The sequence below is a fragment of the Pseudomonas sivasensis genome (assembly GCF_013778505.1).
GTDB lineage: Bacteria > Pseudomonadota > Gammaproteobacteria > Pseudomonadales > Pseudomonadaceae > Aquipseudomonas > Aquipseudomonas sivasensis.
Genome location: NZ_JAAOWU010000003.1, coordinates 525,110 through 549,625 on the forward strand (window position 1 = coordinate 525,110; position 24,516 = coordinate 549,625).

At 52.9% G+C, this 24,516-nt stretch carries 18 protein-coding genes and 6 pseudogenes; 7 read left to right on the forward strand and 17 right to left on the reverse strand.

Annotated features, from left to right (window positions below):
* The first annotated feature begins 102 nt into the window (after positions 1–102).
* A complete protein-coding gene (locus G9Q84_RS08810) occupies positions 103–1,041 on the forward strand; it encodes a LysR family transcriptional regulator (protein WP_181643170.1) in 939 nt (312 codons plus the stop codon).
* Between the two features lie 162 nt (positions 1,042–1,203).
* Here G9Q84_RS08810 and G9Q84_RS08815 read toward each other — a convergent pair whose 3' ends face one another.
* The 3 genes and pseudogenes from G9Q84_RS08815 to G9Q84_RS08820 all read right to left on the reverse strand — a co-directional run.
* A complete protein-coding gene (locus G9Q84_RS08815) occupies positions 1,204–1,641 on the reverse strand; it encodes a PAS domain-containing protein (protein WP_181643171.1) in 438 nt (145 codons plus the stop codon).
* A 237-nt stretch (positions 1,642–1,878) separates the two neighbouring features.
* Positions 1,879–2,145 (reverse strand): annotated as a pseudogene (locus G9Q84_RS29215) (Rossmann-fold NAD(P)-binding domain-containing protein); the annotation flags it as partial.
* 141 nt (positions 2,146–2,286) lie between these two features.
* Positions 2,287–2,467, reverse strand: a pseudogene (locus G9Q84_RS08820) (transposase domain-containing protein); the annotation flags it as partial.
* A gap of 148 nt (positions 2,468–2,615) precedes the next feature.
* Here G9Q84_RS08820 and G9Q84_RS08825 point away from each other — a divergent pair.
* Entirely contained in the window at positions 2,616–4,139 is a 1,524-nt protein-coding gene (locus tag G9Q84_RS08825; protein WP_181643172.1) for a sensor domain-containing diguanylate cyclase, read from the forward strand.
* 400 nt (positions 4,140–4,539) lie between these two features.
* Here G9Q84_RS08825 and G9Q84_RS08830 read toward each other — a convergent pair whose 3' ends face one another.
* Together G9Q84_RS08830 and G9Q84_RS29220 are read right to left on the reverse strand one after the other, a co-directional pair.
* The gene (locus tag G9Q84_RS08830) at positions 4,540–4,893 is read right to left on the reverse strand and encodes a DUF190 domain-containing protein (RefSeq protein ID WP_181643173.1); all 354 of its coding nucleotides are present in this window, start codon (positions 4,891–4,893) and stop codon (positions 4,540–4,542) included.
* A gap of 10 nt (positions 4,894–4,903) precedes the next feature.
* A pseudogene (locus G9Q84_RS29220) lies at positions 4,904–4,993 on the reverse strand (fluoride efflux transporter CrcB); the annotation flags it as partial.
* Positions 4,994–6,455: 1,462 nt separating this feature from the next.
* Here G9Q84_RS29220 and G9Q84_RS29790 point away from each other — a divergent pair.
* Positions 6,456–6,977, forward strand: a pseudogene (locus G9Q84_RS29790) (methyl-accepting chemotaxis protein); the annotation flags it as partial.
* Positions 6,978–7,116: 139 nt separating this feature from the next.
* On the opposite strand, the gene G9Q84_RS29225 reads toward G9Q84_RS29790, so the two are convergent.
* The 4 genes and pseudogenes from G9Q84_RS29225 to G9Q84_RS08845 all read right to left on the reverse strand — a co-directional run bounded on the left by G9Q84_RS29225 (position 7,117) and on the right by G9Q84_RS08845 (position 8,936).
* Positions 7,117–7,404 carry an SH3 domain-containing protein gene (locus G9Q84_RS29225; protein ID WP_338104086.1) on the reverse strand — a complete coding sequence of 96 codons (288 nt, stop codon included), beginning with the start codon at positions 7,402–7,404 and terminating at the stop codon, positions 7,117–7,119.
* A 261-nt stretch (positions 7,405–7,665) separates the two neighbouring features.
* A pseudogene (locus tag G9Q84_RS29230) lies at positions 7,666–8,141 on the reverse strand (hypothetical protein).
* On the reverse strand, positions 8,138–8,347 hold the full coding sequence (locus tag G9Q84_RS29235) for a hypothetical protein (RefSeq protein ID WP_242461406.1): 210 nt from the start codon (positions 8,345–8,347) through the stop codon (positions 8,138–8,140). Before G9Q84_RS29235 ends, G9Q84_RS29230 begins: the two are co-directional and overlap by 4 nt.
* Before the next feature lie 151 nt (positions 8,348–8,498).
* Positions 8,499–8,936, reverse strand: a complete 438-nt coding sequence (locus tag G9Q84_RS08845) for a PAS domain-containing protein (RefSeq protein WP_181643175.1) — start codon at positions 8,934–8,936, stop codon at positions 8,499–8,501.
* A gap of 306 nt (positions 8,937–9,242) precedes the next feature.
* On the opposite strand from G9Q84_RS08845, the gene G9Q84_RS08850 reads away from it, so the two are divergent.
* Positions 9,243–9,704 (forward strand): DUF3429 domain-containing protein, encoded by a 462-nt coding sequence (locus tag G9Q84_RS08850; RefSeq protein WP_181643176.1) that lies wholly within the window; start codon positions 9,243–9,245, stop codon positions 9,702–9,704.
* A 477-nt stretch (positions 9,705–10,181) separates the two neighbouring features.
* On the opposite strand, the gene G9Q84_RS29795 is transcribed toward G9Q84_RS08850, so the two are convergent.
* The 3 genes and pseudogenes from G9Q84_RS29795 to G9Q84_RS08860 form a co-directional block, all read right to left on the reverse strand.
* Positions 10,182–10,568 carry a DUF7693 family protein gene (locus G9Q84_RS29795; protein WP_420875416.1) on the reverse strand — a complete coding sequence of 129 codons (387 nt, stop codon included), beginning with the start codon at positions 10,566–10,568 and terminating at the stop codon, positions 10,182–10,184.
* Positions 10,569–10,715: 147 nt separating this feature from the next.
* Positions 10,716–11,324, reverse strand: a pseudogene (locus tag G9Q84_RS29245) (histidine phosphatase family protein); the annotation flags it as partial.
* Positions 11,325–11,474: 150 nt separating this feature from the next.
* A complete protein-coding gene (locus G9Q84_RS08860) occupies positions 11,475–11,942 on the reverse strand; it encodes a helix-turn-helix domain-containing protein (protein WP_181643178.1) in 468 nt (155 codons plus the stop codon).
* Between the two features lie 297 nt (positions 11,943–12,239).
* Here G9Q84_RS08860 and G9Q84_RS08865 point away from each other — a divergent pair, with 297 nt between their 5' ends.
* Entirely contained in the window at positions 12,240–12,797 is a 558-nt protein-coding gene (locus G9Q84_RS08865; protein ID WP_181643179.1) for a hypothetical protein, read from the forward strand.
* 659 nt (positions 12,798–13,456) lie between these two features.
* Positions 13,457–13,669 carry a hypothetical protein gene (locus G9Q84_RS29255; RefSeq protein ID WP_242461408.1) on the forward strand — a complete coding sequence of 71 codons (213 nt, stop codon included), beginning with the start codon at positions 13,457–13,459 and terminating at the stop codon, positions 13,667–13,669.
* 33 nt (positions 13,670–13,702) lie between these two features.
* Here the strand turns inward: G9Q84_RS29255 and G9Q84_RS08870 are convergent, their stop codons facing one another.
* Entirely contained in the window at positions 13,703–14,392 is a 690-nt protein-coding gene (locus G9Q84_RS08870) for an ImmA/IrrE family metallo-endopeptidase (RefSeq protein ID WP_181643180.1), read from the reverse strand.
* A 189-nt stretch (positions 14,393–14,581) separates the two neighbouring features.
* Positions 14,582–15,067: a hypothetical protein gene (locus G9Q84_RS08875; RefSeq protein ID WP_181643181.1), complete on the reverse strand. Its 486-nt coding sequence runs from the start codon at positions 15,065–15,067 to the stop codon at positions 14,582–14,584.
* 308 nt (positions 15,068–15,375) lie between these two features.
* On the opposite strand from G9Q84_RS08875, the gene G9Q84_RS08880 reads away from it, so the two are divergent.
* Entirely contained in the window at positions 15,376–22,002 is a 6,627-nt protein-coding gene (locus tag G9Q84_RS08880; RefSeq protein ID WP_181643182.1) for a DUF3320 domain-containing protein, read from the forward strand.
* A 98-nt stretch (positions 22,003–22,100) separates the two neighbouring features.
* Here the strand turns inward: G9Q84_RS08880 and G9Q84_RS08885 are convergent, their stop codons facing one another.
* The 3 genes from G9Q84_RS08885 to G9Q84_RS08895 form a co-directional block, all read right to left on the reverse strand.
* On the reverse strand, positions 22,101–22,904 hold the full coding sequence (locus G9Q84_RS08885; RefSeq protein ID WP_181643183.1) for a DUF6694 family lipoprotein: 804 nt from the start codon (positions 22,902–22,904) through the stop codon (positions 22,101–22,103).
* A 662-nt stretch (positions 22,905–23,566) separates the two neighbouring features.
* Positions 23,567–24,169 (reverse strand): hypothetical protein, encoded by a 603-nt coding sequence (locus G9Q84_RS08890; protein WP_181643184.1) that lies wholly within the window; start codon positions 24,167–24,169, stop codon positions 23,567–23,569.
* Entirely contained in the window at positions 24,166–24,432 is a 267-nt protein-coding gene (locus tag G9Q84_RS08895) for a hypothetical protein (protein ID WP_242461409.1), read from the reverse strand. The genes G9Q84_RS08890 and G9Q84_RS08895 overlap by 4 nt, the downstream gene beginning before the upstream one ends.
* Positions 24,433–24,516 lie beyond the last annotated feature (84 nt).

A 24,516-nucleotide genomic window follows, 5' to 3' on the forward strand; every position in this document is an offset into this window, starting at 1 on the left:
TGGGAGTTTATTAGCTAATTGAGATACTATGCTTAGTATTGGGGAATAGGGTTCCCCATAACAGGTGCTAAGCCGCCCGAGCGTTGAGACCACCGAGGCCGTATGGAACTCCATAATCTGAATGATATCGCCGCGTTTGTAAGCTCGGTAAACGCGGGAAGCTTCACTGCGGCGGCAAAGCAACTTGGCCTCACGCGCTCTGCGGTGGGGAAGTCGATAGTCAGGCTTGAGGCTCGTTTACAGATACGTCTACTGAATCGCACTACGCGTAGCTTGAGCATGACGGATGACGGCCAGGTTCTGTATGAGCGCTGCGTGGGCGTTCTTCAGGATCTGGATGACGTGGAGGATGCCCTTGCGTTTCGTCGTTCGACACCTAGTGGGCGACTTCGGATGAGTCTGCCGGTTGCGTTAGGGAGACTTCATGTCCTTCAGCACATTGAATGCTGTCTTAAGGACTGGCCCTCCTTGAGCGTGGATGTCACCTTTTCTGACAGGCTGGTCGACCTGATTGACGAGGGATTTGATTTGGCCATGCGCATTGGCCCTCCCAAGGAGGACTCTCGGTTGCTCACGCGTACTGTGGCCTACCAACAAATGATTACCTGTGCTTCACCCAAATATTTGGCTGAGCATGCCGAGCCTAAAACGCCGGAGGATTTATCCGAGCACCAGTGCCTGCATTTCGTGAGCGGTGGGAGATTGCTTCCTTGGAATTTTCGCGTGAATGGTAGCGCTGTGTCCGTTACTCATGGTGGAAGGCTACAGATGGACAGTGCTGAGTCATTACACCAGTCAGCTGTAGCTGGCCTGGGCATCGCGACTCTTCCTTCCTACGTGGTGAACGACGATTTGAGGAGCGGCAAGCTTGTTCAATTGCTCGCTGGGTATGCAGAGGCCGCAGAGCCTATTCGGGTGATCTACCCTAGCAAGCGGCACCTATCTCCGAAAATTCGACTCTTTATCGATAAGCTCGTGGGGGCTTGGTCACCATGCCCACCGTGGGAACAGAATTCTGTTGAAGGTATTCGCTTACCTTGACCCCTGAGCGAGGCCCAGGCAGCTAGCTGAGAATTCACGAGCCTCATCAACTTTGAACTAATCATAACGCCCATGCCCTTAACACTGTGCTGATCGGCACCATTGACACGCGACTGACTTCCTCCATTTAAGGCGTTATGAGCGTTCGCGCGATTCACATGGCTATAGAGCCAGGCGAGCTTTCAAGCTGGCGACTTCCGCTTCAAGTTCACGCACGCGTTCGCTGGCCTCAAATTCGACGCTGACGTCCTTCTGGATGCCGATGTAATAGGTGAGCTGATCCGCCTCGTTAAAAACCGGAGTAATCGACAGCTCATTCCAGAAGGCACTACCGTCCTTACGATAGTTGCGAATGATTTGCCGGCAGGGCTCATGCATCTTTATCGCCTCTCGGATAACAGCCAAGCCCGTTTGGTCTCGGTCATCACCCTGCAGGAAGCGGCAGTCCTGATAAAGAATTTCGTCAACGCTGTATCCCGTCAGGCGCTGGAAGGCAGGGTTAGCGTAGATCAGGATGTTTTCATCGCCTTCCTGCTCCGCAATTACAATGCCATCATTGGAGGTTTCAACCATCAATTTCAGCAGTTCTGCGTCGATCATTTTCAGAGCTCGGTGAATTTCACATCATTCTAGGACAACGTGGGGGTTATGAGCGTTTTCGAGATCATTTGAAAATATCTATATGACTTACCAAGGTATTGCCAACGACCCGATGCGCTCTTCACATGAATTACAAATCTCATCATCGACCCACTGCTGCACAAGAGCGCAGTGAAATGGTGGAGGGGGACAGTAATAAACCAGTCAGCGGCTGCAGATTCAATCTTAATTACCTGCCTACCAAGGAAGGCTTTCTCCGTTATAAGAGAAGAAATTACCACTGTCGGTAGGCTCTAATCGGTCGATAAGCGATAGTAGTTCACAGGCGGCCACCTGTGCCGGCTTGGCGGCAGATACACCCCGAAAGTGTTGCGACAGTGCTGATACAACTGTACCCGGGTGAAGGCTCAGCAGTCGGCTCTGAGGTCGAGTTCTTGCCAGCTCGATGGCCGCCATTTTAATTAGCATGTTCAGTGCTGCCTTGGAGGCACGATAGACGTACCACGCTAATGAACGCAGCTTGTGTTAGGGCTCGGGACACAGCCGGCGTCTGGTAATTTGCAAATTGGAGTTATTAAGGACGCCAGCTTACCGAGGCCACCGCGCGGCTAGAGCGCAGGCGTTCGGGTATCACGCCTTGCCTGACTAAACCAGCTGCCAGCTATGCGGCAGCAAATGACTGATTTCACTCGCCCGCTGTGCCGCTAGCGCGCATGAGAACGTCCTTCATACAGGCGTAAGGATCATGCCTATCTAGCCGTGCAAACTGGATCCAGCGCATGATCGCTTTCGCACGTTTTCCGCTGCGTAAAGACCATGCGAAAAGTCCATGTTAGCGGTCAAGAGAGTCGTCCGCAGCGCTGAAGACAATACCCGCGACTGAGATTGCTGCATACGCGGTATCAGACGGCCAAATTATCTTGCAGGTGATTATGAATCCAGCACCATCAAGCAGTACCACAAGTAAGTCTTTCATGGGTGTTTCATTTTATCTGGCACTGATATTGACCACCGTGATGGTGTCGGTTTCGCTGTACGACCAGGCCCTGACCAACGGTTACGCAGAACTGGCAGTGGTTATTCAAGCGCTTATTCTGGGCGTGCTTTTTTTCTCAACACGCCGCCAGCAAAAGCAGTCAAAGATGCAGCTGAATGAATTGGTTGAGAGGAAAAAACAGATCGGCTCTTTGAACGAGCGCCTCACTAATCTGATAAATGCCGCGACGCAGGTGGCTGTCATCACAACCGACTCGCAAGGCCAAATAAAGCTTTTCAGTCAGGGGGCGGAGGCATTGTTTGGCTTCACACGTGAGGAAATGTTAGGGCGAAATAACGTCGAAATGCTCTATATCAAGGAAGACATAGATAGCCGTCGTGCCTCCTGCGTCCCGGCGTTTCAGGCGTTGACCGACAAGCAACTGATCGGCCAGCTCGCTTTTGATGACACAGGATCAAAAAAAGCCATGGAGTGGCGGTATCAGCGTAAAGACGGTACCCAATTCACGGGCGAACTGCGCCACGCTCGGTTCAGCGACCCCCTGAGCAACGAGGTCGAACACATCAGCGTGATTATTGACATCAGCGAGCGTATCGAACTGCTCGACCGGATAAATGAAAGCAAAGCAATGTTGACGCAGCTGACCCAGCGTATCCCCAACGTACTGTACCAATACCACTTGCTGGCACCTGGCAACGGCTTCTTTACATTTTGCAGTGATAGCATAGAAGAGATTTTGGAGCTAAAAGCCGAAGCGGTCGTAGGTGCGAATTTCAACGATAACCCACTCTTCGAGCGCATTCATCCCGACGATCTCCCATTGATTAGACTGGCGACCGCGAGGTCGGCAGAAACCGGCGTGGGGTGGACAGAGGATTTTCGGATGTTACTGCCCGTCAAAGGTTTGCGCTGGTTTCGGGTAGCGTCCTACGCTGAGCGCCAGTCGGATCAAACATGCGTCTGGTATGGCTCTTTCAGTGACATTACCGTACTCAAGGATCGCGAAGAAAAACTGCGAAACCAGGCTGTCACCGATGAATTGACCGGCATCTATAATCGCCGCTATTTCATGAGTTCGCTGGAGCAATTGGTGCAACACGGTAAAAGGTACACTGTAGGTTTTTCGCTGATCATGCTCGATCTCGATCACTTCAAATCCATCAATGACCGGTTCGGCCATGAGGTGGGTGACACGGTGCTGAAGCAAACGTGCAAAGTCATCCGCAAGCGCTTACGCGCCAGTGATGTGTTTTGCCGAATAGGCGGGGAGGAGCTGGCTATCCTTTGCCCACTCACTTCGTTGGAAAACGCCGAAGAATTGGCCAACCTGCTTTGCCACCTCCTCGCCAATCATGAAGTCGACGTCGCAGGCAGCGTCACAGCAAGCTTCGGTGTCGCGACCTGGACAGCCGACCTTAGCACCGAAGAGTTGCTGCGCCGCGCTGATCAGGCCAGTTACAACGCAAAAAACATGGGCCGTAATCGAGTTGTCACGGCTTAGAACTGTTGATCCGTCCGTTTATTAGGCGCCTGGATATCACGCGATTGCTAATGAGACACTTTGACGAAAGTTGTGCGGTGCTGATTGCACCTGGTGCTTCAAAAATAGAGTTGATCGGTAAGCGTGCGACGAACACACCTTCAGAATCCTCCAATCAAAGTACAGCGTCATAGACCAATTCGTTTTCTTGTACGCGGATTGCACGACTGTATGACTCTTTTACAAGATATGCTGAAATAAACAGACTGACAATAGGCACTATTCTGTAGATGCGCGAGGTACTCTCACTGCCAGCTTCGTAAAAGGATCGTCTATCTCTTCGGCATCGGGCTTCGAGAGCATGAGCTATACGAAGGCGTTCACGAGATTGCAATGTGTGTAGAACCCAGGGCGATTCAGTTCATAGCTCCGAAGTTTTGGAAGGGGCTGCGCTGGAAGGCGTTTTTCCAAGAGTGCCCATCTCGATTGGCGTCTTAGTGAAAAACACCGATATTTCCTCGGAGTCCAGTCGTGTGAATAACCGTTCTGCCTCATCTTCCGTGATTGCCAAGCGAATCTCCGTGGGTTGATCCGCCAGCTCAAAAAAGTGTGATGAATGCAGTTTTCCTGTGTGCCCAAACCCTTCGATTCCGGTGCAGAGCGTGGCGCCTCGCAACCCCATTTCTTTAGCCACGTCGACGATCCATTCGCCTAGCATCTTTCCCTGATAACGACGGTTTTGTTGGGTGAAGAAAACGATCATATAGCCTTTCATTTCTATCTCCTCAGCGAGTACCAATCATTTGGTAGGACAGAAGCCCGGCAGCGGTCATTGCTAACGAGCCTAAGACATGCAACGAAATTGAGCCGAGCGCGCAAACGTGAGCATAGATCCAGCACTACAGCCAAGTAATGCTCTTTCCCCTGGGCCTAGATGTAGGTGATGTCTCCGCACCGTCCCTGGCTGTATGCCGGAACAGCGAACTCCCGAAGATGTTCGAGATAGCTGATCAGAAATGCCCTATTCAACTCACAAGGGCGACTGCGGAAACTGCACACCGCCATGATAGCTATACGCTATCATGGCGGTGTTTATTGCTAACTGGATGACCTTCCTATGTCGAGGTATGGTCAAGGCATCAGCGTGATGGGCTGTTATCACCGCTCGCGTCTTCCAAATCAACAGAGGCCTATACAGGTCATATTTTCGAGCTCGCCATGAAGAAACCGCTTACGTTGGCCACACGCATAGGGCTTAGTTTCGCAGCCATCCTGGTGTTGCTCATATTGATAACCGCCATCGGCATTCACCGCGTTGCATTCATTGATTCCACCTTGGGCGACGTCAGCGAAAATGCTGCAAAGGTGCAGCGCTATGCGATCAACTTCCGAGGCAGTGTTCATAACCGAGCCATCGCTATTCGGGATGCTGTGCTGGTGACGACTGATACGGATTTGGCAAAACACTTATCGGAGGTCACAGCCCTGGAAAATGCCTACTCCGACTCGGCGGTTCCCATGGATCAGTTGTTCAAGGGCGCAAGGGTAACAGGGGAGGAGGTTCGATTACTGAGCGCTATCAAGGACATCGAACAACAAACCCTTAACTCCACCAGGGCGGTAATCTCCCTGCGCCAAGCGGGTGACATACCTGGCGCTCAGGCGCTGCTGATGCGTCAAACGTCGTTGGATTACAGTGAGTGGCTGAAACGCGTCAACGCACTGATCGACTACGAGGAAGCATCAATCAAGGCAAAGCTGGGTGCAGTGCAGGCAACCGCCAGCCAGTTCAGTACGCTGATGCTTATCGCGACAGGTATTGCTTTGCTGCTGAGCGTAACGTTGACGTCTATAATTATTCGTTTCGTTAAATCCACGCTGGGTGCGGAGCCCACTGATGTTGCATTAGCCATCGAGCGATTGGCAGCGGGTGATCTGAATCAGAAGATTTCCACAGATTATCCCAGCAGTGTGATGGGCGTCCTGAAAAACGCGCTAGGCCATCTCGGAGAGACTATTCAGCAAGTACGTAAGGCGGCCCAAGAGGTCGATCACTCGTCCACACAGTTGTCTGCCGCATCATCGGCTAACAATGAGCAGACCAGCTTACAAACCCGCGAAGCCGAGAAGGTGGCCGCCGCCATGATGCAAATGGCGGCGACGGTTAATGAAGTGTCTGGATATGCAGCGCAGGCAGCTGACGCCTCCCGATTGGCTGATACTGAAGTGGAAGGTGGGAATAAACTGGTTGCAAGCACCACGCTTGCTATTGAACAGCTCGCACTAACTCTCGAACAAACCACTGCTACCGTGAACCAGGTGTCCAAACACAGTGAAAATATCGCGTCAGTGATCGACGTGATCAACGCTATCGCCTCGCAAACCAATTTGCTTGCCTTGAACGCTGCCATTGAAGCAGCGAGAGCGGGGGAACACGGGCGTGGGTTTGCGGTGGTGGCTGACGAAGTACGATCTTTAGCCAATCGTACACACCAGTCGACCGAAGAAATTCGGGAGATGATCAGTACGCTGCAATTGGGTACCGAAACGGCATCCCAAACTATGCGCGACAGTTGCGAGCGAGCAAGCCAAACTGTCACACAAACGCGCAGTGCGCAGAATGCATTGGCAAGGATCAGCGAGCAGGTTGCCGCAATAAGTCATATGAACGCCCAAATCGCGAGCGCGTCCGTACAGCAGAGTAGCGTGACCGATGAGGTCTCTGAAAATATCAACCGCATTCATAGCTCGACTGTTGAATCTGCCAACGGCGCGCGCCAAGTGGCGGCAGCTAGCATCGAGCTATCAGGTCTGGCGGATCGCCTTACGGCTAAAGTGGCGTTCTTCTCTGCGGCTTAGTGGGTTCAGGGCAGCGTTCCACTGCCACACTGAGGTTTATGCGCGACTGCTGGGCCACTCAGAAGGATGCTTCGACAAGCAGTAATAAATATTCCATCTAACGCCATAGCGTTTGTTTCCCCCGGAGGTAATGCAATATCTACCGTCCCTTGGCCCTACACATACGGTGCCGGACGAACAAAGGCAGGAGGATCCATAAGGCGGCTGACGTGGGATAGGCAGCAGAGCAGGTTTCGGCTAATGGACTGGTTCCGGATTGGAAGTTGCGTAGCAGCTCGCTCCGCCAAAAAAGGCTTTTGGACGATAGCCATTTGGCTGGCTGGGCGTCCATGCAAATGCGAACCCAGCCATTTTTCTTTTCGAATACTTGTACCCTGTCGCCGCGCTTCAGGGGCGAGATAACCTTCCCTCCCGGCTGGCTCCGCACGTTCGGCTTCTCCGCGCTTGCGATCTACTGGAGGGATTTGTGCTGGCGGGGCTACGGGTAATGGAGCAGAAGCTAACGTGTTCGGCGTGGTCTGTTGGCTAAGCGGTGCTGTAGCCTGGAGCGTGTCTTTTTTCCCTATGACCCAGAGGGCGGCGAACAGAATGAGGAGCGGGATAAACCATGACTGAGATTTTTAAGCAAATCCATTGCGCTCGTTGAGCTCGCCCCAGGGCGGCTTTTTTCCATAGTGCGGTAGTGTCGCTACTGCGAGCTTAGCCAAACCTTAAATTTGTGCAGCCTGCCAACCTTGAAGAGCTGGGGCTTTGCCGCTTCCAGTATCTCGAGTAGTCGTTGTTTCTCTGATGGGGATGGGAACCACTCATTAATCACAACATTGCTGTGCTCGGACTCGCTCAGTGTCCACTTCGCGATCATGTCGGAGGTGGCTCGATAGTGATCCGCCATGTAAAGCTGCCGACCTTCTACAGACCAGCCAAGCCTCGCAATATGCTCAGTGACGTCGACGATGCCTTCGTCGCTGAAAAACTGGTAGTGTCAGGATAGTGGATGCCCGCCAGCGACACCTTGACGACCCTAGCCTCTCGATCAAAGTACGACAAGAAATGCCACCCACCTGTAGTGCTTCCAGCGTGCGGAAAGTTGATCGCAGCCTTGCCAGTGATGTAGTGCGTGCGGGAAACGCGTTTGAGATAAAAATCGAAAAGCGGCTGGGTCATGGGAGCTTTTTGAGCCGGGCTAGACCTTGCTTGATGTGGCCAGAGTTCTCGCCGATTGTCTCGAGGGCACCTCGGACATTATTCCCAACATCTGCATGACCGTGAGCTTCGACGTGGAGTGTCAACTCCATCAGGGCTGCCTCTAGGGAAAGCTGGTTTTCGTACATTCTTTCCAAGATGTCTGAGAGAGAGTATTCACCGTGCATTTTTCAACTCCTTGTTGGGGAAACGACAGAATAGCAGGAGGAGAAAGCGATATTGCAATGAGCTCTTCGCACTCGCTTTCAGCGGAGTCGTTGACACGCCAACTGACTTTCTCCATTTAAGGCGCTATCAGCGTTCGCGTGATTCACATGGCTATTGAGCCAGGCGAGCTTTCAAGCTGGCGACTTCTGCTTCAAGTTCACGCACTCGTTCGCGGGCCTCAAATTCAACGCTGACGTCCTTCTGGATGCCGATGTAATAGGTGAGCTGATCCGCCTCGTTAAAAGCCGGAGTAATCGACAGCTCATTCCAGAAGGCACTACCGTCCTTACGATAGTTGCGAATGATTTGCCGGCAGGGCTCATGCATTTTTATCGCCTCTCGGATAACAGCCAAGCCCGCTTGGTCTCGGTCTTCACCCTGCAGGAAGCGGCAGTCCTGATACAGAATTTCGTCAACGCTGTATCCCGTCAGGCGCTGAAAGGCAGGATTAGCGTAGATCAGGATGTTCTCATCGCCTTCTTGCTCGGCAATTACAATGCCATCATTCGAAGTTTCAACCATCAGTTTCATCAGTTCTGCGTCGATCATTTTCAGATCCCGGTGAATTTCACATCATTCTAGGATAACTTGCGGGTTATGAGCGTTTTCGAGATCTTTTGAAAATATCTCTATGACTACCACGGACGCACTGCCGCATAAGAGCGCATGGAAATGGTGGGGGCGCTGCAAGAACCAAGTAGATGATTGATGGAGCGAAGGTGCACAGGCTTCGCTACAACGTCCCGTTCAACAGGTCAGCGCTGCAGTCATTTAGTCCACGTTGCCATCAATATCTCGCCCAAGCGGGGCTTTTGGGCCTACAGTCTTGAGTCTCGCTCACTGCAAGGAATACAAATGAACGTGTTGCCTTCAACCTCTCCGCCAAAGCACGTCAGCCTGCTGGGTTATGGCGGTCTGTTGCCGTTTATTTTTCTGGCGCTGCTGATCCCGTTCTCTCTCGACTATCGGACGTTGTTTGAGAATGCGCTTGTCAACTATGGCGCAGTCATCCTGAGCTTCGTTGGAGCCTTGCACTGGGGCTTCGCTATGACCGTAGACATGAGTGCCAAGCAGTGTCGTGACCGGTTTATCTGGAGTGTCATTCCTGCGCTTATTGCTTGGATTGCCACATTACTACCAATGCCATTGGGTTGCTTGCTGTTGGTCATCGGCTTAGTTGCCCAACTCCGGCAGGATAGGCAACTGTTGCGGGTTGTGAGCTTGCCCGCCTGGTACCTGCCGATGCGCTTACGGCTTACCCTCGTGGCGAGCGCTTGCTTGATGCTTGCCGCGATGGTTGAGGTGCTTAATTCATGAAGCCTCTTGTGCCCCGCTCGTTGCCCCTGACTTTGCGACGTCTAACCTGGCCGTACGCCGGTGTGATACCGATTGGTAACTAAGTGCCGACCGCGACTTCTGGCGTACGCCACCTGTGAATTTACTGTTGCTGCATCTTAAGGCAGGGAAGTTTGTATCTGTTGAACGAGAAGCTGAAGATGCGCGTGAAGAAGTGTTTTACAGCTACAGAGGATAAATCTGCACTCATGCTAGCGCGGAGGTGCAGATATCTGCTGCTGAGGCAAGCGGAGCGCGCAGGCGTGATGGATGGAAGCCCGGTAGGGCCGAGACACGAAGTGGCTCGGTGCACGACAGCCGTCCCCAGCGGGGCACGTCCAAGAACTACCTGTCCGGCTATAGGTATAGGCCTACAACATTCGATGTAGGTTCTGATGCCCCCACGTAGAGAGGAGAGCAATAGGATCAGCACCGTAGCGGCCATAAAGCGGTCGCTAATCACAACTCCTTCAACATCCGCTCTAGTGTCTGATGCTCCCATGTGCTGAGCAGTGCAACTGGATCAGTGCCAAAGCGATCCCCGGAGTCAAACGACCAGTGTCGCCCATCTGGACTGACGCATTGTTCACAGTAGTCGAGCTGATCGCAGTCGTTGTAAATCGATATCTCCCAACCGTCTACATTGATCTGGAAGTGGCCGGCATAAATCTCGTCCCACGATTCATGACCCACCTTACTCATGACGGTTCGACCGAAAATCACCTCCCTAAGTACGTTGGATACCTCTCTTGCTGAGAGCTCAGCCGCAGTGTTTTCGCTAACGCTACCTACCTGGGATGAACGAGCTGCCGCTCTGGCCTCTTTCAGCCTTTGCTCAGCGTACATAGCCGGATCATCGTCTGGCAGCGGGTAGCCTGCAGCCGATAGGGCCTGGGCCCGCTCCTCAATCACCAGGCGCTCGGGATCGCGAACCGCTTGGTAGGATCTGCCTGGTACGCGTTGAGTTACGCCAATTCGCAACTCCCCAGGACTTACTCTCCAGCCGGCATCGTCTGGGTGCTTGGTAAGGTTGTAACCAGAGCAGTTAGGCACGTGATTAGTGATCTCGTACTCTCGCCATTCGGCCATAGCTTGACCGTCAATCTTCTGTGGCCTGCACTCAATCAGCCAAGCCACCGCATTGATGAGTTGCCCGTGTGAAAACACGGCGACCTCCTGGGCAGGATGCTCTGCAATTCTATCTAAAAAAGACTGAGCTCTAGATATAAAGTCCAGGAATGACTCGGCGCCTTCACCATCCGTGAACGCTGGGTCTGACTTAGCCCAGTATTCCTCCACCCAAGCTCGTCTCTGGGCAACGGTGGTGTTGATACACCGTGCAGGTTCAAGGTAGGTGAACTCGTGAATGGGCCATATTTCAAACGGCACTGAAGGAAAAGCAGCCACTGTCTGCATTGCAGTTGCTTGCGCTCGGGAGAACGGCGAGGCAACGATCAGATCTGGGGCCTGGGCGAATGCCACGGCCACCAAGTGCGCTTGTTCAACACCCTTTGGCGTTAGGGGGATGCTCGCATGATCCGAACTGGCTTCTCCAGCGTTCGCGGCGCTTTCCCCGTGGCGAATCAGTCTGACGTGCTTCACCGACCAAATACCCCCACTATTAGAGCCATCCGAACCTGCTCTCTACGCTATGGGCAACACCACAAGTGCCTCCCTTCCCCAAGGATACACCGCAGCCATGAGCACGAAAGACATCACGTAGAGAAAGAGGGATCGCGATAACCTCGAGGTTTATGTATTCCAATATTTCTGAACGGTAGTCCGTGCGATTCCGAGTTTTTCAGCGATTGTTTTCCGGTCAAAACCTTGCGCTTTCAAGGCTCGAATGTATTCCGCATTAAGCGGCTGCTTTGGCTTTCCCTGGGAACGCTTGATGAGCTTTCCATCACTGAATTGCTCCTCTACTAACTGCCACCCTCCGGACATCTCGAATTCCCTGATTCGCAACGCAGTACGTTGCAAAGCCTCAGATGGAAGTTCTTCACCCTGCGCAGCGATGGCAAGAGTGACCATAGTCAAAAGGTCGAGGCCTAAGTAGTCAGCGATCTCGTCCAGTTTCTCCAGCGTCGGCGTCGTCCTGGCCTGTTCAAGCTTCCCTACATTCGTTCTATGCGTTGCTCCCGCCAGATCCTCGTAACTCAACCCTTGGTGTGCACGGGCTCCGCGTAATGCCCCCGCCAGCGCTTCCTTCAGATTCATGAGTCGGATCCCCAAAAGCGAGGATAGAGCCACGGGGAGCATGTTTCGATAAACAGATCATAGTGATATTATCGTGTCATTAGGCTCGTCAGGCAGTGGTGATCAAGGCGTCACGGCGTCAGGAGCGATGGTTTGATCAGGAGAGCGGGCTGGTGGGACATGGCTCGGTGGCCTTGACGCGAGCCGCTCCATAGAGCGTGCATTGAATGGCCTCCGCGTGCCTACCTGCAACCATCATTGAAGGCTTCCTGGCATGAACCGAATGCGTTTTTTAAGCGAAGGCAGGGATAGGTAGTAATGAAATTTGATTGCGTGAAGTTTTCTGGGAAAGTCGATTACGTTCGGCATACAGATCGTATAAGTGGAGGTTATAAGGCTAATGTCAGTATTGATGGGGCCGTGATACCAAAACTACAGCTGACGAATAAGTTCTACGAAGAGCTGGAGGCTGGCGAAAATGTGACGTTGTACGGCGTTTTTAAAAACAAAAGAAAAAAAGAAGAAAACGACGGCTTTATATATGGACTTCAGAAAGAGAGTGGCGAAAAAATGTTCGCGACTCATTATAGATATCAAGTTCCTATTTTTATGGCATTTACGGCTGCTATAGCTTTTTGTCTGACATTCGTTGCAGGCTGGTTTGCATCGATATTTCCAGTGCTGATGCTCTTTGGCAAAGATGATCCGAATTACATGTATAACACTACTGTATTTGCGACAATTGAAGCGACTATGGTCGCTGCTTTTTTTCTGTGGCGGGCTTGGCTAATGTTCAGCGTTACGGCGGATCCAGAAAGCTGGGAAACCATTGAGCCAGCAACTCTTTCGAGCCGCTTCAGTAAGTTTTATAAGTAAAAAGGATTGCAGTGGGTGGGGTATGCGCCACGCTTGCCCCCTTGCTAGAGAGCGCAGTCAGAATCAAGTCTTGCTGCGCAGGACTATTCTTACCGTGCAGTTCAGAAGGCAAGCGGAGCGCGCAGGCGTGTGGGATGGACGCCCGAAGGGCCGAGACGTGCTTGTTACGGCTCGGTTCACGACAGCCCCCGCCGAAGGCGGCACGCCAAAACACCGCTCCTTGTCAAAAGGAGGTTTAAATGACCTGCGATTTACTTCGCGAGCGTGAAAGAACCAGGAGAAGGGTTCTGTGGGCCCTTGCATGCCTCCGTCCTGGCGATCCCACTGCATCCGAGCTCCTTGCCACCCTTGATGAGCTCGACGACCTAGATCTAAACCCTACGTCCTCTACTCAGAAGCCTCTCGAACTCATTGAGGTTCGTAATTCTGTCTCGGTGGAGCGTCATCACTCCGGAATCGACATCATCTTGGAACATACCATTCCGCAACCCTGGAGGGAGCGTTTCCATCAGGCAAGCATCGGGTCGACCAGGTTGGTCGATGGGCCATACGCCTCAGGCTGGGATAAATTCCTGGCGAGTTGGGAAGCAGAGATGCGACACCTGGAGCAGCACCGGGCCGCAAGAAATAAATCTAAAAAAGACTGAGCGGGTGAGGGCATGGGACAAGACGATGACAAGGTGTACTGCGATATCCAGATGCCGCTAGCCCAAGGGCGAGAGCTTCTGGAGTTAGTGAATGCACTGCGAGAATCGAAAGCTCATCCGCGTCTCGAAAAAGTCTTCGAGCACATGCAAGACGAACTCAGTACATCCATCGATTTCGTTGAAAACCCACCAACCAGGGACTTGTTTTGGCCGACGCACCACTGAACATCGGCACTAGAGCATCAAGGGGGATAGATGCTAAGGCCAGCGTACTAGCTGAAGCTCCTTGATTCGAATCGCCATCGCAATATCCGAAACCCCAAATTGAACCGAAAGTGGAATTAAATTACGGTTATTGAACCGGGCACACCTTGCCAGCGAAATCTCTCGATCAAGCGAATCCCTTTCTGCGTTCAGAAGCGACCATGGATCTGAAGGGTTGAGGTGGTAACAGGTGGTATCGGTGAAAGGGAAGGGGCCCTTCATTTGAAATTGAGCAGCAAAAGCATCCAGTAGAAGTCGGGCTGGTATCAAAAAACACGCCGCAAAGTAATCAGCCTCCCTTTCCTTGGGAGGGCGTTGTCCTCGTGCCGATCCGTCCAAAGGCTTGTCACGATGCATCACCTCATCTTCATGAAGCAAAAAGTGACCGACCTCATGAGCGCCGGTGAACCGGATCACATTTAGTGGGAATTCGGTGGAAACTGCTATGCGTCGAATCGAGCGATTCATTAAACCAGCAGCCTTGAAGCGCTCTCCCTCTCGCCCGAACAGTGGAGAGCCCAGGTCAGGAAGGAGCTGGTAATCAAGTCCTAAAATATGGGCCGCGACCTCAGGTGCCAGCATCTGAAATGGCGTCAGGTGTCGGTTTGGCCATAAGCGTTCTTGGTTGTCCCAAATTTCCTTATGAAGACGATGGGCTGCTTGCTGAATGCTTTCACGGTTCATAGCTTTGTGCACCATATGATGTGCTATTTTAGCATCCTATGCACCATATGTAGTGTTGTCAACGACCTGTAATGCCAGGGTAATGTCGGGGTAAAGAGGCGAGTGGGCTCCCGGTACTCGTGCGCTGGTTACTCCAGCCCAGAACCCATTCCGGTGCCTTTTCTGTTGCGATCCAGACTAGCGACTACCCTAGCTCAAGGTTTGCGTTCGCAGCCACGCTTTCACTTTTTGCCATCGGCCCACCTCGGAAAGCTTTGACCTTCCTGTATCTAGAATCTCAAGCAGTCGCTGTCTCTCCGCACGAGAGGGAAACCAATCATCAATCTCGACGCTGCAGTGGATAGACTCGCTCAGTGCCCATTTCACGATCATGTCCGCAGCGGCTCTGTAGTGATCTGCCATGAACAGACGATAGCCATCCACAGACCAGCCGCGCTCCGCCAGCTCATCGGTCATGTCGATGATGCCCATGTCGCCAAAGTAGCCGGTAGTGTCAGGATAATGGATCCCCGCCAACGACACCTTGGCCACCCCTGATTCTCGATCAAAATAGGAAAGGAAATGCCATCCACCGGTGGTGCTTCCAGGATGTGGAAAATTGATGGCGGCCTTGCCTGTTATGTAGTTTTCGCGGGATGCGCGTTTGAGGTCAAAGTCGAAGAGTGGCCTGTTCATGGGCAAGCTTGCCTCCACGGGTAAGCTAAAAAACGTCAGACATGCCTCTCCACGTCAAAAGTAATTAGCGGTATTAGCTGCGACGATACCTGAAGTATCGATAGATTCTTTGTCCAGCGGACAATGACGACGATTCAGGCACGGTAGCCACATCCTATTTAGTAGGTGTGTGCAAGAGGCAAGAGTGACCAAAGGCTCATTACGCGGCTGACGAGACGCGCTATCATCGCGCCATTAGCTCAATCGGGGCTCCCTTGACCTGGCATTCGCCTGCACCCCCATGGGCACTGAGACAAGGATGTTTGCGCGTGGACGAACTCGTTCAGCATGTCACCTTACCAGCAGAACCGAAGCTGAAAGAGCTCAAGATCCTCGCTACGCTGGTGTCAAAGCTCAACCTGGCAGACTTCCAGAACGCAATCCCAGTGATCCATGAGCTGCGTCTCGCGAATGAAACTGGCGAGTGCTATCTCAATGCTACGTTGACTCTGACATCCTCGCCCGAAGTGTTGAAGCGGAAGAGCTGGCGTATTGAGGAGATTGCAACAGAGTCGTTTCGAACCCTTCCTGGTCTCGATCTTGTGCTGGATGGGCCCTTGCTCAGCAGGTTGACTGAAGCTGAAATGTCTACGTTCCTCTTCGTCCTTGAAGCCGATTGCAAGGAGGCTGAAGGAGGGCACAAAGTTATTGCGCAACTGGAGCAAGTCGTTGAGCTGCTACCTCGGAACCAGTGGGGTGGATTGCGTCATATCCCGGAAATGACGGCTGCGTTCGTTCAACCAAACGATCCAGCGGTAGAGCGTGTTCTCAAGCAGGCTGCCGAGTTGCTTCGTTTGAGCGAAAAATCTCCTGCACTGGATGGTTATGCCGGTGGCCCTAAGCGAGCATGGCAGCTTGCTTCAGCCGCGTGGGGTGCTGTTGCTCGGATGAAACTTGACTACTCATTGCCGCCGGCCAGTTTCGAACAGTTCGGTCAGAAAGTGCGAAGCCCTAGCCAGATTGCCGATTCTGGCCTAGCAACCTGTATGGATTTGACCCTATTCCTGTGTGCAGCGCTGGAGCAGATCGGCCTTAACCCTGTCATCGTGTTTACTAAAGGCCATGCGTATGCAGGGGTTTGGCTGAAGCCTGAAGAGTTCACCACTACACTCATCGACGATGTCACGACAGTGCGTAAAAGAGTGAAGCTCAAAGAGCTAGCTCTGTTTGAAACTACGTTGCTTACTCAGCCATCAATCCCGTCGTTTGGATATGCAGTCGAACGTGGAGCCAAGCAGATTGACGAGGATGCTGAGGCCGAGTTCGAGATGCTGCTTGATGTTCGACGTGCTCGACTTCAACGTATCAAGCCCTTGGCCAGCTCCGAGGCTCAGATTGCCCGGGTTGTAACAGGCGAGTCGAGCGAGGCGCCTTTTCTTCTAATTGATGATGGTGACGATATTCCCGACGAAATGGTGAATATCGAAATCGAAGACATCGCTAAGCTCAATCCAAAAGATAGGTTGGAGCGATGGCAGCGCAAGCTGCTTGATCTCTCGCTACGTAACAACCTGCTCAATTTCAAATATGGCAAGAGAGCTCTCAAGCTTGAGGCGCCGGATCCTGGAGCACTCGAAGATATTCTCGCCAGCGGGCAGTCTCTGAAGCTTTTGACCCGCCCAGACCTCATGGATGGGGCAGACCCGCGTGAGAAAGAAATTTACGAGCAGCGTGAGCGTGAGGATGTTCGCCGGCGTCACGCTGAGGATGCCCTGAAGCGTCGAGAGGTTTTTGTCGCTCTAACCTCTCGCGAGATGGATGCGCGCTTGACCGAGCTCTATCGCGGCGCTCGTACCGCTTTGCAAGAGGGCGGAGCTAACATATTGTTTCTCGCTGTTGGCTTTTTGAGGTGGACGCGCGAAGACAAAGGGGGACAGAAATACAGCGCACCTCTGTTGCTCATCCCTGTCAGCCTTGAGCGTAAAAGTGCACGTTCAGGTTTTTCAATTGTGCTCCATGATGAGGAGCCTTGCTTCAATCCAACTCTCATCGAAATGCTTCGGCAGGATTTCCAGTTAGGCTTAGGGACATTGGAAAGTGAGCTTCCTCGAGATGAATCGGGGTTGGATATTGTCGGGATTTGGCGGCGAGTAGGTCACGCTATTAAAGACATTTCAGGATGGGAGTTATCTGAAGAAGTTACCCTAGCCATGTTCTCGTTTGCCAAGTATCTAATGTGGAAAGACCTGTCAGAAAACGCTAGCCACTTGCGGCAGAGTCCAGTCGTCCAGCATCTTCTCGACACCCCAAGGGATTCCTTTGCATCTGATACGCCTTTCCCGGATGCCAGATTCCTTGATCGTGAATACGGCCCAGCAGATGTGTTCTGCCCGTTGCCGTCAGACTCCTCCCAGCTCGCCGCCGTGATGGCTGCGTCCAAGGGAAAAGATTTTGTGCTTATCGGCCCACCCGGTACCGGTAAAAGCCAGACAATTTCTAACATGATCGCCCAGTCAATTGCTCAGGGTCGACGCGTATTGTTTGTCTCCGAGAAGATCGCTGCCCTGGACGTTGTCTACAGACGGCTCCGTGAGATCGGTCTTGGAGAGTTCTGTCTCGAGATTCACTCCAGCAAAGCGCGCAAAGCGGACGTACTAGCCCAACTGCAATCAGCTTGGGAAGCCAAGGGAGAGATTGACACGCAAGCTTGGGAGGTTGAGGCGCAGAGGCTCGCTTCTATCAGAGATAGTTTGAATATCTACGTTGAGCGATTGCACAACCGGTATCGCAATGGGTACACCGTGTTTGACGCGATCGGTACGGTCACCTCCGGTACTGACGAGCCGGTAGCTCCATTGAGTTGGATATCTCCTGAAATCCATGACCAGAAGGCAATGCTGGAAATTCGCGAGATTGGTGACCGCCTAGAGGTCAACGCTCAAGAGGTGGGGTATGAACACCTAGGCAAGCATTCACTTTCCGGAATCGGGCAGTCGGAATGGTCGCCCCATTGGACGCAACAGTTTTTGCAGGCTTCTCGTGATGTTCTGCCTGCGGTTCTTGATGCCCAAAAAGCTGCTGACGGGTTTATTGAGTTTGCAGGGTTGCCAGCAGTTCCTCATACACCTTCGGCTCTTCAAGGGTTGTCAGCTCTATCTTTGGTGCTTCCGACTGCTGCCGGCCATGACTGGCGCTTCGCCTTGCTGCCAAGCGCCCGATCGATCGCGCAGCGTCTAACCGATGGGTGTAATTGGATTGAGGAGCACCGTGATCTGACGAGCAGTTTGTCGCAGATCTGGCCGACTCGGGTTGTGGGAGAAGCCAAGAGTGCAATGGATCTTTTGCAACAGCGAAGGACGACATTAGATTCCATGAGTCCTGCTTGGTCTTCTGCCGTGATCGACACGATCCAAGATGGACTCGCCAAGTTTGCAAAAATCAAGGAGCTGACAGATCAGCTTTTGGTAACCTACACCGACGCGGTCGAAACGCTCGATGTTGAACAACTTCACCAAGAGTGGGTAAAGGCTGATGAGGCCATTTGGCCTAAATCTTGGCTTGGCAAGCGTCGTGTTAATGCCACCCTCGCTGCAGTTCAGGCAGTAGCTGGAGAAGCTGATGTTGCAAGGGATCTTTCGACTTGGATTGAGATTCGTGGTCAGCGGAAACTCATTGACGAACTCCAGCCTGGAGCCCAGTGCGGAGACGTTTGGAACGGATCTAAATCTAATCCTAGCCACCTAACCAGCTCCCTAGCTCTTCAGTTCGCCTTGGCGAATCAGATGAACAACTCTGAGTGGCACGACGAAGGATTTGATGTCGTTGAACAGGGGCATTTAGGCGAGGCTCTAAAGGCCCAGCTCTCGCGCATGCGCGCTATTGTTCGTCTCGACAGTGAGTTGGCTAAATTCGATGAGCTTGGTTGTCATACCTCCGGCCTGTGGAGAGGGCTTGCTACAGAGTGCGAATTACTTACGGCGGCATTGCAGTTTCAGGCTGAGCGGCGAGAAATAGAAGTGCGTGGTCGCCTAACCGATGACCATCCTCATGTGGAGGAGGGGCGTTGTGGCCAAACCCTGAAAGATGACTACATCCTACTCAAGAAGCGCGGCATTCTTGAGCGACAGTTGGCTGACCTTGCTGATCTTCGTGAAACTGTGCCCTTTTGGAGTGACCTGAAGACAAAGGTGGATGACGCACGTCAGGCAGTGCTGTTCCAAGGTCAAATTGCGGTCGCCTTGGCTAAGCTAGCCCAAAACCCCGAGCAAATCGCAGGGTTTAAGGGGCCATTGAGTGTGCTGCTCGGAGAGGGTAACGCTCTGCTGGAACCTGAGGGCGCTATCCACCAGTCTGGGATCGCCCTCCGTGAAAAACTTCAACAGTTGGAAGTCCGGTCAGCACATTTGACCGCTGTGGGTCAGTTCACTGAGCAGGCAGTAGCCATAAATTCAGAGCTGTCTCTTGATGAATTGAGGCAAAATTGTGAGTTGATGATCGTGTCTGAGCCTCGTCTGAGAGCTTGGTGCGCTTGGCGTAAAATCCGTGATGAGGCTTTTGCGGTTGGCCTGGCTCCGATTGTGGAAGCTATGGAGAAAGGAGCAATTGCTCTCGGCAATGTGCGTCGAGTGCTTGAAGTGAACTACGCACGGTGGTGGTTGAATGCGACCGTCGATAACGAAGCTGTAATTCGAACGTTCGTCAGCGCCGAACACGAACAGCGCATCCGTGATTTCCGAGCTCTGGATGATAAATTCACTTCGTTGACTCGTGACTGGTTACGGGCGCGCCTGTGTTCAGAGCTTCCTAGCCAGGAAAGCGTAAGTCGCTCTTCTGAGTGGGGTTTACTGCGTCACGAGATGAGTAAAAAAACCAGGCATATGCCGTTGAGGGAGCTGATGAGTCAGGCACCGGGTGCGCTGACAAAGCTCACCCCTTGCTTGTTGATGAGTCCGCTGTCGATTGCTCAGTATCTGCCATCAGGTACTACTCCGTTCGACTTGGTGATTTTTGATGAGGCCTCTCAAATTCCTGTCTGGGATGCGATTGGCGCGATGGCTCGTGGGCGCCAGGTTGTCATGGTTGGTGACCCCAAACAGCTACCGCCAACATCCTTTTTCGGGCGCGCAGAGTCTGGATCTGACGATGAGGACACCGAAGCTGACCTGGAAAGCATTCTGGATGAGTGCATCAGTGCCAACCTCCCGACTCGAAAGCTCAGTTGGCACTATCGTAGCCGCCATGAAAGTCTCATCGCGTTCTCGAACCAACGCTATTACCAGTCTGAGCTGGTTACCTTTCCGTCGCCATTCACTGCGGATAAAGCTGTCACGCTTCATCCCGTCGCCGGTGTGTATGACAGGGGTGGATCGCGAACAAATCGCATCGAGGCCCAGGCACTCGTCGCGCATCTCGTTGCCCGTCTGAGGTCGCCGACGTTCAGGCAGTCGGGACATACCGTAGGAGTGGTTACCTTCAACAGCGAACAACAAAAGCTGATTGAAGATTTACTCGATGAGGCGTGCAGGAAGGATCCGTCGTTGGATAGCTATTTCTCGGAGTCGCTACTGGAGCCCGTTTTCGTCAAAAACCTGGAGAGCGTTCAAGGTGATGAACGAGACATCATCTATTTCTCCATTACGTTCGGTAAGGATGCAGCAGGCCACACATCGATGAGCTTTGGCCCGATGAACGAGCAGGGTGGCGAGCGTCGTTTGAACGTGGCGATAACTCGAGCGCGTCAAGAGCTTGTGGTGTTCTCCACTACGCGTCCTGAACATATGGATCTCTCCCGAACCAAGAATGAGGGCGTACGAGACCTGAAGCACTTCCTTGAATTCGCCGAGCGTGGCCCTCGTGCTCTGGTGGAAGCAGATTTTGGAAGTGTCGGAGGCTTCGATAGCCCCTTCGAGAAAGCAGTCGCCGCCGCGCTGTCCAAAAAGGGATGGCAAGTCCACACACAGATCGGCGTATCGTCCTTCCGAATTGACCTGGGCGTAGTTCACCCCGACGCACCTGGTCGATTTCTCGCGGGCGTCGAATGTGATGGCGCTACTTACCACCGCAGCGCTACTGCTCGAGACAGGGACAAACTTCGTGAATTTGTGCTGCGCGGGTTGGGCTGGGAAATCGTCAGAATTTGGTCGACCGATTGGTGGATCGATGCTTTAGGGACGGCGGACAAGGTTCATCAGAAGCTCACTGCATTATTGGAGGCTTCGCGTGCGAAACAGGCGGAAATTGATGCGGTGGAGGAAGCTGAACGGCTCAAGGCTGACGCAGCAGTAGCCGAGGTGATCGAAATAGCTGAGCAGGTCGGCCAAGTAGTATTAGGCGAGGAGGGTACTCCCGTTGCCAATGATCCTGCGCTGGGCATGCCAGAACTGAAGTACGCGAGAGCGGCTGATATAGAGGGCACGAACAAGTACGTGGCTTACGAGCCCGTGAGCTATCTAGTTTATCGAGAAACAGATCCTGCCCAGGCTGTAGACAATGTGAACCCAGATCTCTTCTTTGAAACAGAGTACACGCCGCTTCTGCAGAGCATGATCGCGCACGTCGTGAACGAAGAAGGCCCAATTTTGAATACAGTTCTGGCGAGGCGTATTGCCAGGGCACACGGCTGGGTACGCACTGGAGCACGTATCCGGGATCGCGTGGATCAAGTTGCTCTCGCGCATTTCAGATCTCACGAGGAGGAGCTTGGTACCTTCTTTTGGCCGATTCATTTGCAGTCAGACTCAACTTCATTTCGCCGCCCTGGTGATGATGACTCTACGCGCAGCCTCAGCGAAATTTGCCTTCAGGAGCTATCTGCGCTTGTAGGGGAGATGGAAAGCAAAGGGCATGAGGCTGAAGCGCTGATTTACGCCGTCGCTAAGGAAGCAGGTGTCACGAAGCTTGCTCACGCTGGCCGCTTGCGTATAGAGAAAGCCATAAAACATCGCAGAGATGTTTAGTTGTCGACAGTAGCGAGTGGAATGGGTAGCCGCTTGGGGCGGCTCGCCCGATGAAATTCAACCTTAACCACGAGTCTGCTATAAGAGCCTGCACCACGTTACTGAGCGTACTTTGTTTGGAGTGCGGTTAGCCTCGTTGCATCACGCTCGGTGAATGAGCCTGCGTCGAATAAAGGCTTATCATCAGCACCATCAAGCCGTTCGACGGTAACGGTGAAGATGGCATCCTTTGGTGGTTCGACCTTGCCCCAGTCCGAGAACTGATTAGGTGCGAGATTCCAGGATTGAGATTCGCCAGGTTCCAAACCACCGCTGATTGAGTAATTGAACGTTTCGACAAGCCAAGGCACTGAGCGTCCAGGAGACGCGATGGTGCCTTTGAAATACGCCCGTGACACGGCGCTGGCAGTCCCGTTATTCACCGTTATTTCGATGATAGGTTGGTTACCAAGGCCATACTCTTTAACCCTTTGATAGAAGCGAGACTTTGAAACTTGGAAGCGGGCTAATTCTTCTTTTGCAGCTCCGGATTTTTTTTGCTTTTCGACCAGCTCCTGAATTTCCGTTAACGCCTGTTGCCGCTCTTTTTCCGCACGCTCTGTCCGGATGCGGTTTGCTTCATCGGTAACCTGCTGAGCAGTCTTCCCGTTAAGCGCAACAAGCATTTCTGCGGACGCACCGTCGGCATTTTTCTTGCCCTGTAGAACCTGAGAAATATCGAGTCCCTGAAATGCAAGCACCATCACATCAGATGCGAACTGCTTGCGCTTGTCCTCAGGCAAACTCGCAGCAACCTTCGCTGCAGAGTCTTTGAAAGCCTGTTGGGAGCTACCGTCCAGCTTCGGCTCGCCACAGCCAGCTAGCATCCCTGCCATCAGCGTTATGCACATAACTCGACGCATCTGCATTCCCTCTCAGAAAATTCAGGGCAGCATATCAAAATGATGTCGGAATGCGATCTGTACAGGTAGGTGGGGCTCCTTTGACAGTGAGTCTAAAGTTTTATAGTCCTTCGCTCGGCAGCGATTTTTTAGAACCATACCAGTCACCTGAAAAATTTCAGACTCGTCATGTATGATCCGCTGATCCGCTGATGTCTGGTCTGCGACTATGGCGATGATCCGATTTGGTTGGCCTTTCGGTATCGCTATTTTTTAACCAGGTCTTTGTATAACTCACGGGCCGCAAGGATCTGATCCCTGAGTTCCTCGGGGTCAATGCGCATGCCACCGCGAGGCGTTACCTGAAGCGTCTTTAGGCGGTTCGCAGCTTTAATGAATTCCTGTTCTTCTGCCTGAACCCACGCGGGGCGCTTGTCTTTCCAAAAGAGCCAACCCATTTGCCCGGCCTCATCTTTGATCGGATGCTCAGCAGTATGTGGGAGCGGTAGCCAATGTCCAAGCAAGAAGGTGAGTCGGATCACTCTGCAAGCGGAGCGCGCAGACCAGGAGGGTCGAAGAGCATGAGGATGGAAGCCCGAAGGGCCAAGACCAGTCCACGACTGGGCTTGGTTAACGACAGCCGTCCCTGAAAGGGCATGCCACGATAACCGCAGCGTCGATGACTACCGAAAGGTGCGCTGATCAAATGATCGGGACACAACTCCCTGTGCGCAAAGATCATACGTTTTGCGCAACGCTACTTCTTCGCCAGAAGACACCCTCGCATGAGCGAAAATAGTCGACAAAAAACGCCTCCGCTCGCCATTGCCGAGTTCTGACCAGATCCTTGGCTGACCTTGTGCATCAGGAATCGCCAACCGGTCGAGGAGATACTCTTCCAGGCTGTGAAGGCGTTGCTGGCCATCAATCAAGATTTCACTGTTTTCGGCTAATGCCCTGCTACCGATCACTGGCTCGTACCAGTCATTCGTGAGGTAGCTCCCCAGGTCTGCCCCTGACCAAACAGCGGTAATGAAACGAGCCTTCTGGCCTAGGCTCCACTCCACGCCTCGCGCCCAAATTGGTACGGGCATGCCCATGACAAAGTGCGCAGCCCACGGAAAGCAATCACGAGCGGAGGAGGGGTCTACCAGATACTTTTCCCAATGGCCGACTAAGACCTCGAGGGGACAATGACTGACGGTCGTGGGCAGAACACGCTGCGGCATACGGATGTGCAGGTCTGATGTTCCGACGTCGGCGTATCGTTTAAAAAAGGCAGTCATGGTTTTCCTGGGTAGCTCAGGTTGGTCGAAGTATTCAGGTAAGTACGCGCGCATCGCCACGCGTCCAACGTTGCAATGATCAGCAGATCCCGATCTGTGGAGATATCGATCTGCCCGCTGTCGGCACAAGCATGTGCATAGCCCTCGGCATAGGCTGCCGCTTTGTTGAATTCGGATGTGCAGGTTGCGGATTCGATGTAGCCGATCAGCCGCTCCCATGTGCGCCGCTGGCGGTTGCCGAGAATCGTGAGGGGGAACGACAAGGCGCCGCTCAGGCACTGTGCGAAGTCATGTGTAGAGAGGGTCAAAGCTGTCGCTCAAAAAGGGTACTTAACTATGACAAACGG

Excerpts from the sequence above, each read along its gene's own strand:
- G9Q84_RS08810 (WP_181643170.1), top strand. The coding sequence starts at position 103 with ATGGAACTCCATAATCTGAATGATATCGCCGCGTTTGTAAGCTCGGTA.
- G9Q84_RS08815 (WP_181643171.1), bottom strand. The coding sequence starts at position 1,641 with ATGATCGACGCAGAACTGCTGAAATTGATGGTTGAAACCTCCAATGAT.
- G9Q84_RS08825 (WP_181643172.1), top strand. The coding sequence starts at position 2,616 with ATGGGTGTTTCATTTTATCTGGCACTGATATTGACCACCGTGATGGTG.
- G9Q84_RS08830 (WP_181643173.1), bottom strand. The coding sequence starts at position 4,893 with ATGAAAGGCTATATGATCGTTTTCTTCACCCAACAAAACCGTCGTTAT.
- G9Q84_RS29235 (WP_242461406.1), bottom strand. The coding sequence starts at position 8,347 with ATGCACGGTGAATACTCTCTCTCAGACATCTTGGAAAGAATGTACGAA.
- G9Q84_RS08845 (WP_181643175.1), bottom strand. The coding sequence starts at position 8,936 with ATGATCGACGCAGAACTGATGAAACTGATGGTTGAAACTTCGAATGAT.
- G9Q84_RS08850 (WP_181643176.1), top strand. The coding sequence starts at position 9,243 with ATGAACGTGTTGCCTTCAACCTCTCCGCCAAAGCACGTCAGCCTGCTG.
- G9Q84_RS29795 (WP_420875416.1), bottom strand. The coding sequence starts at position 10,568 with ATGTACGCTGAGCAAAGGCTGAAAGAGGCCAGAGCGGCAGCTCGTTCA.
- G9Q84_RS08860 (WP_181643178.1), bottom strand. The coding sequence starts at position 11,942 with ATGAATCTGAAGGAAGCGCTGGCGGGGGCATTACGCGGAGCCCGTGCA.
- G9Q84_RS08865 (WP_181643179.1), top strand. The coding sequence starts at position 12,240 with ATGAAATTTGATTGCGTGAAGTTTTCTGGGAAAGTCGATTACGTTCGG.
- G9Q84_RS29255 (WP_242461408.1), top strand. The coding sequence starts at position 13,457 with ATGGGACAAGACGATGACAAGGTGTACTGCGATATCCAGATGCCGCTA.
- G9Q84_RS08870 (WP_181643180.1), bottom strand. The coding sequence starts at position 14,392 with ATGAACCGTGAAAGCATTCAGCAAGCAGCCCATCGTCTTCATAAGGAA.
- G9Q84_RS08875 (WP_181643181.1), bottom strand. The coding sequence starts at position 15,067 with ATGAACAGGCCACTCTTCGACTTTGACCTCAAACGCGCATCCCGCGAA.
- G9Q84_RS08885 (WP_181643183.1), bottom strand. The coding sequence starts at position 22,904 with ATGCGTCGAGTTATGTGCATAACGCTGATGGCAGGGATGCTAGCTGGC.
- G9Q84_RS08890 (WP_181643184.1), bottom strand. The coding sequence starts at position 24,169 with ATGACTGCCTTTTTTAAACGATACGCCGACGTCGGAACATCAGACCTG.